This window comes from Cellulomonas avistercoris (assembly GCF_014836445.1).
GTDB lineage: Bacteria > Actinomycetota > Actinomycetes > Actinomycetales > Cellulomonadaceae > Cellulomonas > Cellulomonas avistercoris.
On the sequence record NZ_JACSQV010000003.1, the window covers coordinates 249,301 to 264,013 of the forward strand.

At 76.0% G+C, this 14,713-nt stretch carries 11 protein-coding genes and 2 tRNA genes; 8 read left to right on the forward strand and 5 right to left on the reverse strand.

Annotated features, from left to right (window positions below):
- The first annotated feature begins 19 nt into the window (after nucleotides 1-19).
- A tRNA-His gene (locus tag H9657_RS05705) sits at nucleotides 20-93 on the forward strand.
- Between the two features lie 50 nt (nucleotides 94-143).
- Here the strand turns inward: H9657_RS05705 and orn are convergent.
- Complete coding sequence (gene orn, locus H9657_RS05710) at nucleotides 144-839, reverse strand: oligoribonuclease (RefSeq protein WP_191781235.1); 696 nt, start codon at nucleotides 837-839, stop codon at nucleotides 144-146.
- A 25-nt stretch (nucleotides 840-864) separates the two neighbouring features.
- The gene (locus H9657_RS05715; protein WP_225214678.1) at nucleotides 865-1,170 is read right to left on the reverse strand and encodes a hypothetical protein; all 306 of its coding nucleotides are present in this window, start codon (nucleotides 1,168-1,170) and stop codon (nucleotides 865-867) included.
- A gap of 438 nt (nucleotides 1,171-1,608) precedes the next feature.
- Between H9657_RS05715 and H9657_RS05720 the strand changes: the two genes are divergently transcribed.
- Nucleotides 1,609-3,171 carry a DUF2079 domain-containing protein gene (locus H9657_RS05720; protein WP_191781239.1) on the forward strand — a complete coding sequence of 521 codons (1,563 nt, stop codon included), beginning with the start codon at nucleotides 1,609-1,611 and terminating at the stop codon, nucleotides 3,169-3,171.
- Between the two features lie 24 nt (nucleotides 3,172-3,195).
- On the opposite strand, the gene H9657_RS05725 is transcribed toward H9657_RS05720, so the two are convergent.
- The 3 genes from H9657_RS05725 to H9657_RS05735 form a co-directional block, all read right to left on the reverse strand.
- Entirely contained in the window at nucleotides 3,196-4,017 is an 822-nt protein-coding gene (locus H9657_RS05725; RefSeq protein WP_191781241.1) for an NUDIX hydrolase, read from the reverse strand.
- Nucleotides 4,014-4,610: an isochorismatase family protein gene (locus tag H9657_RS05730; RefSeq protein ID WP_191781243.1), complete on the reverse strand. Its 597-nt coding sequence runs from the start codon at nucleotides 4,608-4,610 to the stop codon at nucleotides 4,014-4,016. The genes H9657_RS05725 and H9657_RS05730 overlap by 4 nt, the downstream gene beginning before the upstream one ends.
- A gap of 164 nt (nucleotides 4,611-4,774) precedes the next feature.
- A tRNA-Arg gene (locus H9657_RS05735) sits at nucleotides 4,775-4,847 on the reverse strand.
- Nucleotides 4,848-5,019: 172 nt separating this feature from the next.
- Between H9657_RS05735 and H9657_RS05740 the strand changes: the two genes are divergently transcribed.
- The 6 genes from H9657_RS05740 to H9657_RS05765 all read left to right on the forward strand — a co-directional run bounded on the left by H9657_RS05740 (nucleotide 5,020) and on the right by H9657_RS05765 (nucleotide 14,647).
- Nucleotides 5,020-6,681: a GTPase domain-containing protein gene (locus H9657_RS05740; protein ID WP_318241318.1), complete on the forward strand. Its 1,662-nt coding sequence runs from the start codon at nucleotides 5,020-5,022 to the stop codon at nucleotides 6,679-6,681.
- Complete coding sequence (locus H9657_RS05745; protein WP_191781255.1) at nucleotides 6,678-8,288, forward strand: GTPase; 1,611 nt, start codon at nucleotides 6,678-6,680, stop codon at nucleotides 8,286-8,288. The genes H9657_RS05740 and H9657_RS05745 overlap by 4 nt, the downstream gene beginning before the upstream one ends.
- 164 nt (nucleotides 8,289-8,452) lie before the next feature.
- Complete coding sequence (locus H9657_RS05750) at nucleotides 8,453-9,106, forward strand: single-stranded DNA-binding protein (protein WP_191781257.1); 654 nt, start codon at nucleotides 8,453-8,455, stop codon at nucleotides 9,104-9,106.
- A gap of 137 nt (nucleotides 9,107-9,243) precedes the next feature.
- The gene (ettA, locus tag H9657_RS05755; protein WP_191781259.1) at nucleotides 9,244-10,926 is read left to right on the forward strand and encodes an energy-dependent translational throttle protein EttA; all 1,683 of its coding nucleotides are present in this window, start codon (nucleotides 9,244-9,246) and stop codon (nucleotides 10,924-10,926) included.
- Between the two features lie 101 nt (nucleotides 10,927-11,027).
- Nucleotides 11,028-13,004, forward strand: a complete 1,977-nt coding sequence (locus tag H9657_RS05760; protein ID WP_191781261.1) for a dynamin family protein — start codon at nucleotides 11,028-11,030, stop codon at nucleotides 13,002-13,004.
- On the forward strand, nucleotides 13,001-14,647 hold the full coding sequence (locus H9657_RS05765) for a GTPase family protein (protein WP_191781263.1): 1,647 nt from the start codon (nucleotides 13,001-13,003) through the stop codon (nucleotides 14,645-14,647). The genes H9657_RS05760 and H9657_RS05765 overlap by 4 nt, the downstream gene beginning before the upstream one ends.
- Nucleotides 14,648-14,713 lie beyond the last annotated feature (66 nt).

The window sequence follows — 14,713 nt, forward strand, 5'->3', positions numbered from 1 at the left end:
CCCGGTCCACGGCACCGCGGTGGCTATAGCTCAGCTAGGTAGAGCACCTGGTTGTGGTCCAGGGGGTCGCGGGTTCAAGTCCCGTTAGCCACCCAGCAGTCGCAGGGCGTCGACCTCGGTCGGCGCCCTGCGGTGCTCCTGGGTCACGCCCCGGGGAGCAGGCCCCGCTTGACGCTCGTGGCGACCACGTCGGCCGCGATCCTGCGCGCCTGGGCCGAGTCCGGTCCGGGTGCGGCGGGCAGCAGCGCCGCCCGGTAGTAGCGCAGCTCGTCGATGCTCTCGAGGATGTCGGCGAGCGCGCGGTGGCCGCCGTTCTTCTCGGGAGCGGCGAAGTACACGCGGGGGTACCAGCGGCGGGCGAGCTCCTTGATCGAGGAGACGTCGACGATCCGGTAGTGCAGGTGCCCGACGAGCTCGGGCATGTCGCGGTCGAGGAACGCCTTGTCGGTGCCCACGGAGTTGCCCGCGAGGGGGGCCTTGCCGGCGTCGGGCACCCAGGTGCGGACGTACTCCAGGACCTGCGCCTGCGCGTCGGCCAGGCTCACGCCGTGCTCGAGCTCGGGGAGCAGCCCCGAGGTCGTGTGCATGGTCCGGACGAAGTCGCCCATCTGGGCCAGCGCCTCCGGCGGCGGTGCGACGACGACGTCGACGCCCTCACCCAGGACGTTGAGCTCGGAGTCCGTCACCACGGCGGCGACCTCCACGAGGGCGTCGTGGACCAGGTCGAGCCCGGTCATCTCGCAGTCCACCCACACGATGCGGTCGGTGCTGGAGTGCGTGGCCCCCGGGGGAGCGGCGGTGGTGGCAGTGGTGGGTGCGTCGTCGGCGGTGCTCGTCACGTCGACAGACTAGGACCAGCGCACGTCACCGGTCGTCGGTCGTCGGGCCGCGGCGCGTCCCGGCCCCGTCGCCGGGGCTGGTGGCGGGCGGCTCCGGGACCGGCGGCAGGGTCGCGGCCAGGGCCGTCGCGACGACGACGAGGACCGCCGCCGCCGCACCGAGCGCGCGCGCCGACTCCCCGGAGGTGCCCGCCCACAGCGTCGCACCCAGGACCATGCCGCCGGCGAGCGCGCCGAGCGCGAGCCGGCCCAGCCAGCGCAGCGCGGCGCGTCCCGTCCGGACGTACCAGGGCGCGCGGGGCGCCGCGGCGGCGCCGTCGTGGCGGCCCATCACGCGCGACGCCCGCCCGCGGCGGGGACGCGGCGGGCGGGCGTGAGCACGAGGTCATGGTGCCACGGGTCGGGCCGTCGGTGCCGTCGGCCGTCCGGGGGGCGTCCGGCGGGCGCCGGACCTCGGATCCGGGGGGCGGCCGTGGGCGTCGTCCCGGGACCGGGGGACCGGCTCGCGCGTGCCCTGCCGGGTCGAGCGACGGAGCAGGGCGACCTGGTCCTGCCGGTGGACCTCGAAGGTGCTCAGGGGATGCATGGTGTCCTCCTGCGGACATGACGGGTCGCACCCGCAAGGGGTGTGGCTCGTGGTGGATGGGTGCGTCCAGGGCACCAGAGCGCAGGGGGTCGTGTCATCACATTTCCGGCGTCACGGCGGGCGTGGCAGGATGCCAGGCGTCCATCGGCGGATCGCCCGCCGCCGCATCCCGCTGGAGGTGACGTGACGTCACGAGAGCCCGTGCTCCCGGCGGAACGGACGGAGCACGACGTCGCGGCCGGGGACGGCGCGTCCGAGGAGGCCGCCGCGCCCTCGGACGTGACGGAGGAGCAGGACGTCACCGCGGCGGACGACGCCGCCCGGCCGCAGGACGAGACCGCGGCGGACGAGCACCCGCGCCCGACGTGGCGTGAGCGTGGCCGTCACGTCGCGCGGGTGTGGGCGCTGCCCGCGGCCGTCGGCCTGCTGGTCGCGACCCTCTACACCGTGTACTCCGTGGCCCAGTGGCGGGCGTTCGTCGTCCGCTCGTGGGACCTGGGGATCTTCACGCAGCTCGCGTCCCGGTACGCGGGGCTCGAGGCGCCGATCGTCCACATCAAGGGCCCGGACTACCACCTGCTGGGCGACCACTTCCACCCGCTGCTGGTGCTGCTCGGGCCGGTGTACGCGGTCTTCCCGCACGCCCTGACGCTGCTGGTCCTGCAGAACGTGCTCTTCGGCCTCGCGGCCGCCGTCGTGACGCGGGCCGCGGTGCCGCTGCTGGGACGCGTGGTCGGCGGGCTCGTCGGCGTCGCCTTCGGGCTGAGCTGGGGGCTGCAGTACGCGGTGGAGGCCCAGTTCCACGAGATCGCGTTCGCGGTGCCGCTGCTCGCGATCGCGCTGGTGGCGGTGCTGCGCGAGCAGTGGCGCACGGCCGTCGTCGCCGGTGCCCTGCTCGCGCTCGTCAAGGAGGACCTCGGCCTGACGACGGCGGTGCTGGGCGTCGTCATCGCGTGGCGCGCGCGCCGGCCCGCCCTGCTGTGGCTCTCGGCGTGGGGCGTGGCGGGGTTCGTCCTGGCGACGCGCGTCGTGCTGCCCCGGCTCAACCCGGAGGGCGAGTGGGCGTACGGGTCGCGGCTCGACCTGGCCGCCGCGCTGTCCGACCCGCTGGCCCTGTACGCGCCGGCCAAGGGCTACACGCTGTGGCTGCTGGTCGTCGTCACCGGGGCGATCGCGCTGCGCTCCCCGTTCGTGCTCCTGGCGCTGCCGACCCTGGCCTGGCGCTTCCTGTCGGCCGAGCCCGGCTACTGGGAGCCGACGTGGCACTACAGCGCCGTGCTCCTGCCCATCGCGTTCGTGGCGATGCTCGACGGCATCGACCGCGCCCGGCGGGGGCGCGTGCGCTGGTTGCGCCGCTACAGCCGGTACGCGCCGGTCGTGGGGCTGACGGCCTCGCTCATGCTGCTCCCGCAGCTGCCCCTGTGGCAGCTGACGAACCCCGGCCTGCACTTCGGTGCGCCGCGCGCCCAGGCCGCCCGCGACACGCTCGCGGTCATCCCCGACGACGTCGTCGTGGAGACGGACGTGGGCCTGATGTCGTACCTCGTGGACCGCACGGACGTGTACTACCTGGGCAACCGCAACCCCGTCCCGGACTACCTGCTGATCGACCGCCAGGGGGGCGGGACGCCGCAGGAGTGGGGCGACGTGCTGCAGGTCGCCGCGCTGCTGCACCCGGGCGTGCCGTTCGAGGTCGTGCACGTGCAGGACGGGTACGAGGTGGCGCGGCACGTGGCGGACGGCTGACGCACGCGCACGTGCGCACCCGCGTCACGCCGCGTCGGTGCGCAGCGCGCGGGCGTGCGGGGGGCGCAGCAGCGGCGGGTGCAGGGTGCGGACGCCGTCGGTGCGCGCCTCGAAGAGCGCGGCCGGGCGGCCGCGCCCCGCGGGCGGGCGGAGCTCGTCGGTGGCGGCCGGGCGGACCAGACCCGTCGTCTGCTGGACCCACCGGCGGAAGTTGGAGCGGTCGAGCCGCACGCCCCACACGGCCTCGTAGACGTGCTGCAGCTCCCCGAGCGTGAAGGTCGGTGGGCAGAACGCCGTGGCCAGGGACGTGTACTCGATCTTCGCGGCGACGCGGTCGAACGCGGCGGCGAGGATCCGGGCGTGGTCGAACGCGAGGGCCGGCGCGCCGTCGACGTCGCTGTCGTCGTCGCCGCCCCGCAGCCCCGGCAGGTCGAGGTCGTCCACGGCCCACCAGCGCGCGCAGCGGGCGTCCGAGCCCGCCCGCGGGTCCGGCAGGTCGGGGGCGAAGGCGACGTGCGCGACCGAGACGACGCGCATGCGGGGGTCGCGCCCCGGCGTGCCGTAGGTGCGCAGCTGCTCGAGGTGCCAGTCGGTGCGGGTCAGGCCCGTCTCCTCCGCGAGCTCGCGCCACGCGGCGTCGTCGATGTCCTCGTCGACGCCCACGAACCCGCCGGGCAGCGCCCAGGCGCCCTCGTACGGGTCCGCGGACCGCTCGACGAGCAGCACCTTGAGCGCGCCGTCGCGCACCGTGAAGATCGCCAGGTCGACCGTGACGGCGAAGGGCGGGTAGTCACCGGCGTCGTAGCCCTCGGGTGCCGTGGCCGGAGTGCCGGCCCGCGTGCTCACCGCGACTCCTCGAGCCGGATCCTCTGGGCGGTCAGGTCCGTCAGTGCCCGGATCGCGGTCGGGGCCGAGACCGCCGCGGTCAGGTCGGTCAGGACGGTGACGATGGTCGCGCCGCCGCGTCGGGCGTCCACGGCGGTGGCGGCGACGCAGAAGTCGGTCGCCAGTCCGACGACGTCGACGCACGCGATGTTGCGGTCCAGCAGCAGGCCCGCGAGCTGGCGCCCGTCCGTGGCGTCGACGATGCGGCCCTGGAAACCCGAGTAGTCCTGTCGCGACTCGCCCTTGACGACGTGCACCGTGCGCTCGGGCAGCTCGAGGTGCGGGTGGTACTCCGCGCCGGGGGTGCCGGCGACGCAGTGCACGGGCCACGTGGTGACGTAGTCCGGGTCGCCGTCCGCGGCGAAGTGCCCGTCGTTGGTGTCCGGCAGCGGCGCGTGCCAGTCGCGGGTGGCCACGACGGTGTCGTACCGGTCCGCGCGCCGGCGCAGGTAGTCGCTGATGCGGGCCGCGACGTCCGCGCCGCCGGCGACGGCCAGGGCGCCGCCCTCGCAGAAGTCGTTCTGCACGTCCACGACGATCAGTGCGCTCTTCATGCTGCGGCTCCGCTCGGGTTGCCGGGTTTTGGTGGTCAGGGTGACCACTATTGCATCTCGCGGGAGCGGTGGCGAGGTCGGGCGGTCGAGGTGGGCGTCACAACCGCTCCGGTGACCACCGCGTTCGTCGCGACCGCAGAGGAACCGGCTGAGCAGGGACGCGGCGCCCCCGGCAGGACTCGAACCTGCAACCTACGGATTAGAAGGCCGTTGCTCTATCCATTGAGCTACGAGGGCTGGTGCCGAACAGCGTAGTGGGGCCGCGCGGACGGCCCTCGCGGGTGTCCGGGGCGCGTCCGTGGGCAGACCCGTGACGTGTCACCCGCGCGCCGCGTTTGGCCTGGTCAGGTGTGGGACCGACAATGGGCACGTGAGTGCGCAGCCCGGAACCGTGCCTGCGCAGAGCTCAGTGCCTGCGCCGGGAGACTTCGGCGAGCCGTCGGTCGCCCACCACGTCCTCGCGCGTCCGCTCGCGCAGACGTCGCTGCTGGACGCCGTGCGCGACCTGCGCCGCGACGTCGAGGCCACGACGTTCCCGCTGGAGATCGCGGGGGTCGAGGAGGCGCGGGCGTCGCGTGCGCGGCTCGTCGACCAGCTCGACGAGCACCTCGTGCCGCGCCTGACGGAGCTCTCCGCGCCGGCCGTCGTGGTCGTCGCCGGGTCGACGGGCGCCGGCAAGTCCACCCTCGTGAACTCGCTGGTGGGACGCGAGGTGAGCGCCGCGGGCGTGCTGCGCCCGACCACGCGCGAGCCCGTGCTCGTCCACCACCCGCTCGACGCCGACCTGCTGTCGCACCACCCCGTGCTCGACGAGGTCGAGGCCGTCGCCGCGGACACGGTGCCGCGCGGCATCGCGATCCTCGACGCGCCGGACCTCGACTCCGTCCTGGACTCCAACCGGGACACCGCCCACCGGCTGCTCGAGGCGGCCGACCTGTGGCTCTTCGTCACGACCGCGTCCCGCTACGGCGACGCCCTGCCGTGGCAGGTGCTGCGCTCGGCCGTCGAGCGCAGCACGTCCGTCGCGATGGTGCTCAACCGGGTGCCCGCCGCGTCCCTGCCGACCGTGCGCGGCGACCTGCTCGAGCGCCTGCGCGCGCACGGCCTGGCGGGGTCGCCCCTGTTCGTCATCCCGGACGTCGGCCCCCACTCCGGCCCGCTGACGACCGCGGTCGTCGCTCCCGTCCTGCGCTGGCTCACCATGCTCGCCGGCCCGGACCGCGCCCGCACGGTCGTCGCCCGCACGCTGCGCGGCTCGCTCGCCGCCCTGCGGCCGTGGGTCGACGAGCTCGCGGAGGCCGTGCAGGACCAGGCCGCCGCGGCGGCCCGCATCGCGCGGACGCTCGACGACGCGACGACGGCCCCGGGTGACGCGGCGGCCGAGACGGTGCGTGCCGGTGCCGTGGCCGACGGGGCGGTGCGGGCGCGCTGGGCCGAGCTGGTCGCCAAGGGTGCGCCCTTCGCGCGGCTCGTGCGTCGCTCGGGCCGGGTGCGCGGCTCGGGGCGGACCGCACGTGCGCGCACGGCGGCCGTCGCACCGCTGCTCAGGGACCTCACCGAGTCGACGACCTCCGCGCTCACGGCCGTCGGGCTGCGGGGGAGCGCGGCGCTCCGCGCGGCGCTCACGGGGCCGACCGCGCCTCCCGGTGGTGCGTCGGTGCTCGCGCGCTGGCCCGACGGCGACGCCTCGCGGGCCGCCGCCGCCGAGCGCGCCGCGCGCGCCTGGACGGGCGAGGGTGCGCGCCTCGTGCGCGTCGTCCTGGCCGGCAGCGGGGCCGACGCCCGGCGTCGCGCGCAGGTCGGGAAAGCCGTCGGCGAGGACGCCCTGGCAGCGATGGTGCTCGCGGCCGCCGCCGGCGTCGACGAGGCGTCGCAGGCCGTCCGCACCCTGCTGGGCGATGCCGGCGACGACGTCGTGTCGACGCTGCGCGAGGACCTGGTGCGCCGCGCGCGTGCGCAGGTGGACCTCGAGCGGACCATCGCCGACCGCACCCTCGACGACCCGGACCTCGCAGCCGACGCCTCGTCGCGCCTGCGCCTGCGCCTCGCCGTCCTCAAGGGGCTCACGTGAGCGACGACCCGACCAGCACCACGACCATCCCCGTCGTCGACGGCGGCGACGGACCCACGCGCGACGTCCGCGTCGAGCCGCGGGCCGCGTCGCAGGGTGCGGTGCGCGGCGCGACGACCGCCGCGCTCGACGAGCGGGTGGACGCGCTCGACGGCGCGCTGGCCGTCGGCGGCGCCCGGTTCGACCCCGCCGTGGTGGCGCGGGTCGGCGCGACGATCGAGCGCGTGCGGGAGCGTCTCGCGCTCGGCGTCGACCACACCGTCGTCGCGCTCGCGGGCGGGACGGGGTCCGGCAAGTCGAGCCTCTTCAACGCCGTGAGCCGCCTGCAGTTCGCCGACGTGGGTGTGCGCCGCCCGACCACGTCCCGCGTGACCGCGTGCGTGTGGGGCGCCGACGGCGGTCCGCTGCTCGACTGGATCGGCGTCGAGCCCGAGCACCGCATCGAGCGCGAGAGCCTGCTCGACGGTGACAGCGAGGCCTCGCTGCGCGGGCTCGTCCTGCTCGACCTGCCCGACCACGACTCCATCGCGCCCGAGCACCGCGAGGTCGTCGACCGCGTGCTGCCGCAGGTCGACCTGCTGGTGTGGGTCGTCGACCCGCAGAAGTACGCCGACGACGCCCTGCACTCGGGGTACCTGCGGCGCATGACGGGCCGGGACGCGTCGATGCTGCTCGTCCTCAACCAGGTCGACACCGTGCCGCCCGCCGTGCGCGGCGACCTCGTGGCCGACGTACGGCGGCTGCTGGTGGAGGACGGGCTGCCCGACGTCGCGGTCCACGAGGTGTCGACGGTGACGGGGGAGGGTGTCGGTGGGCTGCGCGACGCGCTCGCCGACGCGGTCGCCCGCAGGTCCGTCGCCGCCGTGCACGCCGACGCCGAGATCGCGGACGCGGCGCGCCTGGTGCAGGCGCAGGTCGCGTCGCGCGAGCCCGCGCCGAGCGCACTGGCCGTCGGGGCCGTCGTCGACCGGCTGTCGTGGGGCGCGGGGGGGGCCGCCGGCGCCCGGGGGGCGGCGGCCGGGGGGCGGCCCGCCGGGGGGGGGGCGGGCGCCGCGGCCGTCCGCGGTGGTGCGGGCACGCCGCCGCGGCTCGGCGAGGTCCACGCCGACGGTGTCGGGCTGGCCCGCGCGACGTGGCTCTCGAGCGTCACGCAGGGCCTGCCCCGTCCGTGGGCGGAGGACCTGCGCTCGCGGGTCGCCACCACGGCCGAGCTGCGGCTCGCGGTGACGGACGCGCTCGCGCACGTCCCTGTCGCGGCACGGCGCTCGCGCGCCGCGACGGTGCTGCTGGTGCTCGCGGCGGTCGCCGGCGTCGCCGGACTGGCCGGTGCCGGGCTGCTGCTCGCCGACCGCCTCGGGGCGTCCGCGACGTGGCTCGCGCCCGTGGTGCTCGTGTCGGCCGCGCTCGCCCTGGCTGTGCTGCTGCTCGTGGCGTCGACGGTCGTCCGGCGCCGGGCGGCCCGTACGCGCGGCGCGCGCGTCGTCCAGGACGGGCGGGCCGCCATCGAGTCGGCCGCGCGGGGGCGCCTGCTGGTGCCGACGCAGGACGTCCTGGCCGAGCACCGGCACGCACGCGAGCTCGCGGCGCGGGCTGTCGGCGAGGGCTGACGCCCGCGCGGTCGTCCTCGCGCGCCGTGAGCCGCCCACAGGCTCCGCCGTCGACGCGCTCGTCCACCGATGTGCGTCCGGCCGCCCCGCGCCCTGCCCCCGCCCGTCGACGATGGCGGCTCGACGCCCCGCGCTCGCGGGGCCACGGCAGACAGGGGACCACGATGGGAACGCACACCCAGGACGTGACGGTCGTCGGATGGGTCGGCTCCGACCTGCGCACCTACCACCTCGACGGCGTCGGCGGCGTGCCCTACGCGCAGTTCCGGCTCGCCTCCACGCGGCGCGTGCTCGACCGGCAGTCGGGTGCCTTCCGCGACGGGCCGACGCTGTGGTTCACGGTCAAGGCGTGGCGCGCCGCGGCCGTCAACCTCGACGCGTCCCTCGCGAAGGGCGACCCCGTGCTCGTCGTCGGGCGGCTCGGTCAGTCGGAGTGGGTCGCGCAGGACGGCGCGCCGCGCTCCGAGCTGGTGCTCGAGGCGCTCGCCGTCGGGCACGACCTGAGCTTCGGGACCACGAAGTTCCGCAGGAGCCTCGCGGGCCCGCGGCGCGCGCGCGAGGACCAGCAGGAATCGACCCCGCAGGACGACGACCGCGCGCCGGCGGCCGGCGCCGCGGACGTGGCAGCCGGCTTCACCGACGACCCGTGGGCGTCGCTGGCCGACGCACCGCCGGTCGAGGAGCCGGCCACCGACGAGGCCGACGTGGTCGACGTGGTGGACGTCCAGGGCGGCGAGGACGGTCCGCAGGGCGCGGGCACGGCGCCCGGCGGGACCGGTGCCCGGCCGGGCGCTGGTCGGACGCGGGTGATCGCCTAGGCTGGTGGATCGGCACCCGGCGCCCGCGGCCGGGCGGTGACGGCGCGACACCCTGCACGCACCTCGTGTGCGTCCAGGGGCCGCGCGCCCCCGCCTCCGCGGCACCACAGAACCTACGAGGAGCGGACGAGCACTCAGTGGCTGAGTTCATCTACACCATGTACAAGGCGCGCAAGGCGCACGGCGACAAGGTCATCCTCGACGACGTCTCCCTCAACTTCCTGCCCGGCGCCAAGATCGGCGTCGTCGGCCCCAACGGCGCGGGCAAGTCCACGATCCTCAAGATCATGGCCGGGCTCGACCAGCCGTCGAACGGCGAGGCGCGTCTCGCGCCCGGGTACACGGTCGGCATCCTGCAGCAGGAGCCGCCGCTGAACGAGGAGAAGACGGTCCTCGGCAACGTCGAGGAGGGCGTCGCCGAGATCAAGGGCAAGCTCGACCGCTACAACGAGATCTCCGCGCTGATGGCGGACCCCGACGCCGACTTCGACACGCTGCTGGCCGAGATGGGTCAGCTGCAGGAGGCCATCGACGCGGCCGACGCGTGGGACCTCGACGCCCAGCTCGAGCAGGCGATGGACGCGCTGCGGTGCCCGCCGCCGGACGCGGACGTCACCGTGCTGTCCGGTGGTGAGCGTCGCCGGGTCGCCCTGTGCAAGCTCCTCCTGGAGAAGCCCGACCTGCTGCTCCTCGACGAGCCCACGAACCACCTGGACGCCGAGAGCGTGCTGTGGCTCGAGGCGCACCTCAAGGACTACCCGGGCGCCATCCTGGCCGTCACCCACGACCGGTACTTCCTCGACCACGTGGCCGAGTGGATCTGCGAGGTCGACCGGGGACGTCTGTACCCGTACGAGGGCAACTACTCGACGTACCTGGAGAAGAAGGGCGAGCGCCTCGCCATCCAGGGCAAGAAGGACGCCAAGCTCGCCAAGCGTCTCAAGGACGAGCTCGAGTGGGTGCGGTCCAACGCCAAGGGCCGCCAGACCAAGTCCAAGTCGCGCCTGGCGCGCTACGAGGAGATGGCCGCCGAGGCGGACCGCACGCGCAAGCTCGACTTCGAGGAGATCCAGATCCCGCCGGGCCCGCGCCTGGGCTCGATCGTGCTCGAGGCGTCGAACCTCGAGAAGGGCTTCGACGGCCGCGTCCTCATCGACGGGCTCAGCTTCACGCTGCCGCGCAACGGCATCGTCGGCGTGATCGGCCCCAACGGTGTCGGCAAGACGACGCTGTTCAAGACGATCGTCGGCCTCGAGCCGCTCGACGGCGGTGACCTCAAGGTCGGCGAGACCGTCTCGATCTCCTACGTCGACCAGTCCCGCGGTGGCATCGACCCGAAGAAGACGCTGTTCGAGGTCGTCTCCGACGGGCTCGACTTCCTCAAGGTCGGCAACGTCGAGATGCCGTCGCGCGCCTACGTCGCCGCGTTCGGCTTCAAGGGGCCGGACCAGCAGAAGCCCGCGGGCGTGCTGTCCGGTGGTGAGCGCAACCGCCTGAACCTCGCGCTCACGCTCAAGCAGGGCGGCAACCTGCTGCTGCTCGACGAGCCGACCAACGACCTCGACGTCGAGACGCTCGGCTCGCTCGAGAACGCGCTGCTCGAGTTCCCCGGCTGCGCCGTGGTGGTCTCCCACGACCGGTGGTTCCTCGACCGCGTCGCGACGCACATCCTGGCGTACGAGGGCACCGCGGAGAACCCGGGCAACTGGTACTGGTTCGAGGGCAACTTCGCGTCGTACGAGGAGAACAAGGTCCAGCGCCTCGGCCCCGACGCCGCACGTCCCCACCGCGTGACGTACCGCAAGCTGCGCCGCGACTGACACGGCCCTGCGACGGCCCGGACGAGCACCTCGTCCGGGCCGTCGCCGTGTGCGGCGGGGTCGACAGGTGGTCGGACCGCGTGTCGGGCAGACTGACGGGCATGACGGAGCCCGAGGTCGACGACACGACAGAGCCCGAGGTCAGCGGCTCGTCCGTGACGTTCGACGGGGCGGTGAGCGGCCTGCTCGACGCGCTCGAGCGTCTGCAGCAGCGGCTCGCGACGCTCGCGCTCCCGCTCGAGGCGCCCGGCGTCGCCGAGGCGCGGGCCGACCGGGCGGCCGCGCTCGCGCAGCTCGACGACTACCTCCTCCCACGCCTGCGCGCACGGTCGGCGCCGCTGCTCGTCGTCGTCGGCGGGTCCACCGGTGCCGGCAAGTCGACCCTCGTCAACTCGCTCCTGGGCGTCCAGGTGTCGGCCCCCGGTGTGCTGCGCCCCACCACCCGGGCTCCCGTCCTCGTGCACCACCCGCTCGACGAGCGCTGGTACTCGACCGACCGCGTCCTGCCGGGTCTCGCACGTCTCACCGCCGCGCCCGCGACGGGCGACGCACCCGCGGGCAGCGGTGCCGCCGATCCCGCGCGGGCCCTGCGGCTCGTCCCGTCGCCCGCGCTGCCGCGCGGGCTGGCGCTGCTCGACGCGCCCGACGTCGACTCGGTCGACGTCGCCAACCGGCGCCTCGCCGCGCAGCTGCTCGACGCGGCGGACCTGTGGCTCTTCGTCACGACCGCGGCGCGGTACGCCGACGCCGTCCCCTGGGACCTGCTGCTCCGCGCGGCGCAGCGGCACGCGCAGGTCGCGCTCGTCGTCGACCGCGTCGACCCGGGGACCGAGGAGGTCGCCGCCGACCTGCGGCGGATGATGGACGAGAACGGCCTGCCGGACGCCCGGCTGTTCCTCGTCCCCGAGTCCCCGCTGGTCGACGGGCTGCTGCCCGAGTCGGCCGTGGCCGACGTCGCGGCGTGGCTCACGGCGCTGGGCGCCGACGCTCCGGCGCGTGAGGCGGTCGCGCTCGCCACCCGGGACGGCGTGGTCGGTGACCTGGCCCGGCGTGCCCAGGTGCTCGCGGACGCGGCCGACGTGCAGGTCGCGACCGACCGCCGGCTGCGCGAGGTCGTGGCGGCCGCCTACGCCGACGCGGCGACGCACGTGCAGCTCGCGACGTCCGACGGCGCGATGCTGCGCGGCGAGGTCCTCGCCCGCTGGCAGGAGTTCGTCGGGACGGGTGAGCTGCTGCGCTCGGTCGAGCAGGGTGTCGGCCGGCTGCGCGACGCGGTCACGGCGTTCTTCCGCGGCACGCCGACGCAGGCGCCGCGCGTCGAGCAGGCGATCGCGCACGGCCTGACGGCTGTGGTGCTCGACGCCGCCGACGCGGCCGCCGAGCGCACGCACGCCGCGTGGCGCGGCGACCCCGCGGGTGCTGCGCTGCTCCCGGGTCTGGACCTGGCGCGTGCGTCCACGACCCTGCGGGCCGAGGTCGACGCGCAGGTGCGCGGGTGGCAGGCGGACGTGCTGGACCTGGTGCGCGAGCAGGGCGAGTCCCGGCGGGGGACCGCCCGCTACCTGTCGTTCGGCGTCAACGCGGCCGGCGTGAGCCTCATGGTGCTCGCCTTCGCGTCGACGGGCGGCCTGACGGGCATCGAGGTGGGCATCGCGGGCGGCACCGCGGTCGTCGCGCAGAAGCTCCTCGAGGCGGTCTTCGGGGACGACGCGGTCCGGCGGCTGACGACCTACGCGCGGGAACGCCTCGACGCACGTGTCGAGGGCGTGCTCGCGCGTGAGGCGGAGCGGTACACCGCGCAGCTCGACGCGCTCGGTTCCGCCGACGTCGACGGGGCCGCGCTGCGCGCCGCGGGCCGGGACGTCGAGCGGGCGGCGAGCGCCGAGCGGTCCGTGCGTCCCGAGCTGGCCACCGGGGAGGCTCCCGCGGTGAGCAACGCGCTGCGCGGCGCCGGGGCGTCCACCGGTGCCGGCCGCGCGGGACGTGACGCGCCGCACGCAGCGGACCCGCAGGGCCCCGACGCACGGCGGCCCGGGTTCTGGCGCCGGCTGCTCGGCGGGACGCAGGACGGCGCATGAGCCTGACCCTCGACGAGCGCGTCGCCGCGCTCGACGCCGCGCTCGACGCCGGCGACGGCCGGCTGCCTGCACCGCTGGTCACGCAGACGCGCGACGTCCTGGCACGCGTGCGGGAGCGCGCGGGCCTGTCGGCCGAGCACACCGTGGTCGCGCTCGCGGGAGCGACCGGCTCGGGCAAGTCGTCGCTCTTCAACGCCCTCGTCGGTGCCGACCTCGCGGGCACGGGCGTCCAGCGTCCGACGACGTCCCACCCGCTCGCGGTCGTGGTGGGGGACGCCCCGGACGGTGACGGGCCCTCCCGGCTGCTCGACTGGCTCGAGGTGGGCCGACGTCACGCACTGGCGGCCGGGCGCCCGGGGGCCGGGGACGGTGGCGCGCGCGCCGGGGCGGACGCCCGCGGTGCGCGGCTCACCGACGGGCTGGTGCTGCTGGACCTGCCCGACCACGACTCGGTCGTCGTCGAGCACCGCGTGCGGGCCGAACGGCTCGTGTCCCGCGCCGACCTCCTGGTCTGGGTCGTGGACCCGCAGAAGTACGCCGACGCGGCGCTGCACGAGCGGTACCTGCGGCCGCTCGCGGGGCACGACGACGTCGTCGTGCTCGTCCTGAACCAGGCGGACCGGCTCAGCGCCGGCGACGTCGACTCCGTCCTGGCCGACCTGCGCCGGCTCGCCGCGGCCGACGGCCTCGAGCGTGCGCGGGTCCTCGCCGCGTCCGCACGGACGGGCGACGGTGTCGACGACCTGCGGGCACTGGTCGCGCAGGCCGTCGAGCGCCGCGAGGCGACGAACCAGCGCTTCGGCGCCGATCTGCGCACCGCGGCCCGCGGCGTCGCCGAGGCCTGCGGTCCGGAGCCGCGCGGACGCCGCCGTGACGTGGCGACCGACCGGCTGCTCGACGCGCTGGAGGACGCGGCGGGCGTGCCGACCGTGGTCACGGCCGTGCGCCGGTCGGCCGTGCGGCGCGCCGGTGCGCACACCGGCTGGCCCCCGGTGCGCTGGTTGGCGCGGCTGCGGCCCGACCCGCTGCGTCGCCTGCACCTGGCACCCCGGTCCGCCGCCGAGGCCGACCTCACCCGCACGTCGCTGCCGCCCGCCGGTGCCGCCCAGCGCGCCACGGCGGCCACCGCCGTGCGTGACCACGCGGACGCGGTGCTCGCCGGCGCACCCGACACCTGGGTGCTCGCGGCCCGTGCGCGCCTCGACACCGCGGCGCTGCCCGATGCGCTCGACCACGCGGTCGCGCGCACGCCGCTGCTGCCCGAGCGTCCCGTCTGGTGGTGGCGCGTCGCGGGCGCCCTGCAGTGGCTGCTGCTCGCCGCCGCGGTGACGGGCGCGCTGTGGCTCGGGGGCATCGCGCTGCTGGCGTACCTGCAGCTCCCCGACCCGGTCACCCCGGTGTGGGGCCCGGCCCCCGCACCCACCGTCCTGCTGGTCGGCGGCGTCCTCGCCGGTCTGCTCGTCGCCGCGCTCGGGGCGCTCGCCGGACGCTGGGGCGCGCGCGCCCGCGCCCGGGCGGCGCGCCGGCGGCTGCGGGCGTCCGTCACGGAGGTCGCGCAGCGGCTCGTCCTGACGCCGCTGGCCGCGGAGACCGACGCGCTGGCCACGTGCCGCCGTCAGGCCGCGCGCGCCGCCGGCCGCTGAGGACGACCGGGCGAGCGTGCGCCGCACGCCCGCGCGTGCCCACGGGGCCCCGGATTTCGGCCGAGG

Excerpts from the sequence above, each read along its gene's own strand:
- H9657_RS05715 (WP_225214678.1), bottom strand. The coding sequence starts at position 1,170 with ATGGGCCGCCACGACGGCGCCGCCGCGGCGCCCCGCGCGCCCTGGTAC.
- H9657_RS05730 (WP_191781243.1), bottom strand. The coding sequence starts at position 4,610 with ATGAAGAGCGCACTGATCGTCGTGGACGTGCAGAACGACTTCTGCGAG.
- H9657_RS05750 (WP_191781257.1), top strand. The coding sequence starts at position 8,453 with ATGGGAACGCACACCCAGGACGTGACGGTCGTCGGATGGGTCGGCTCC.
- H9657_RS05760 (WP_191781261.1), top strand. The coding sequence starts at position 11,028 with ATGACGGAGCCCGAGGTCGACGACACGACAGAGCCCGAGGTCAGCGGC.
- H9657_RS05765 (WP_191781263.1), top strand. The coding sequence starts at position 13,001 with ATGAGCCTGACCCTCGACGAGCGCGTCGCCGCGCTCGACGCCGCGCTC.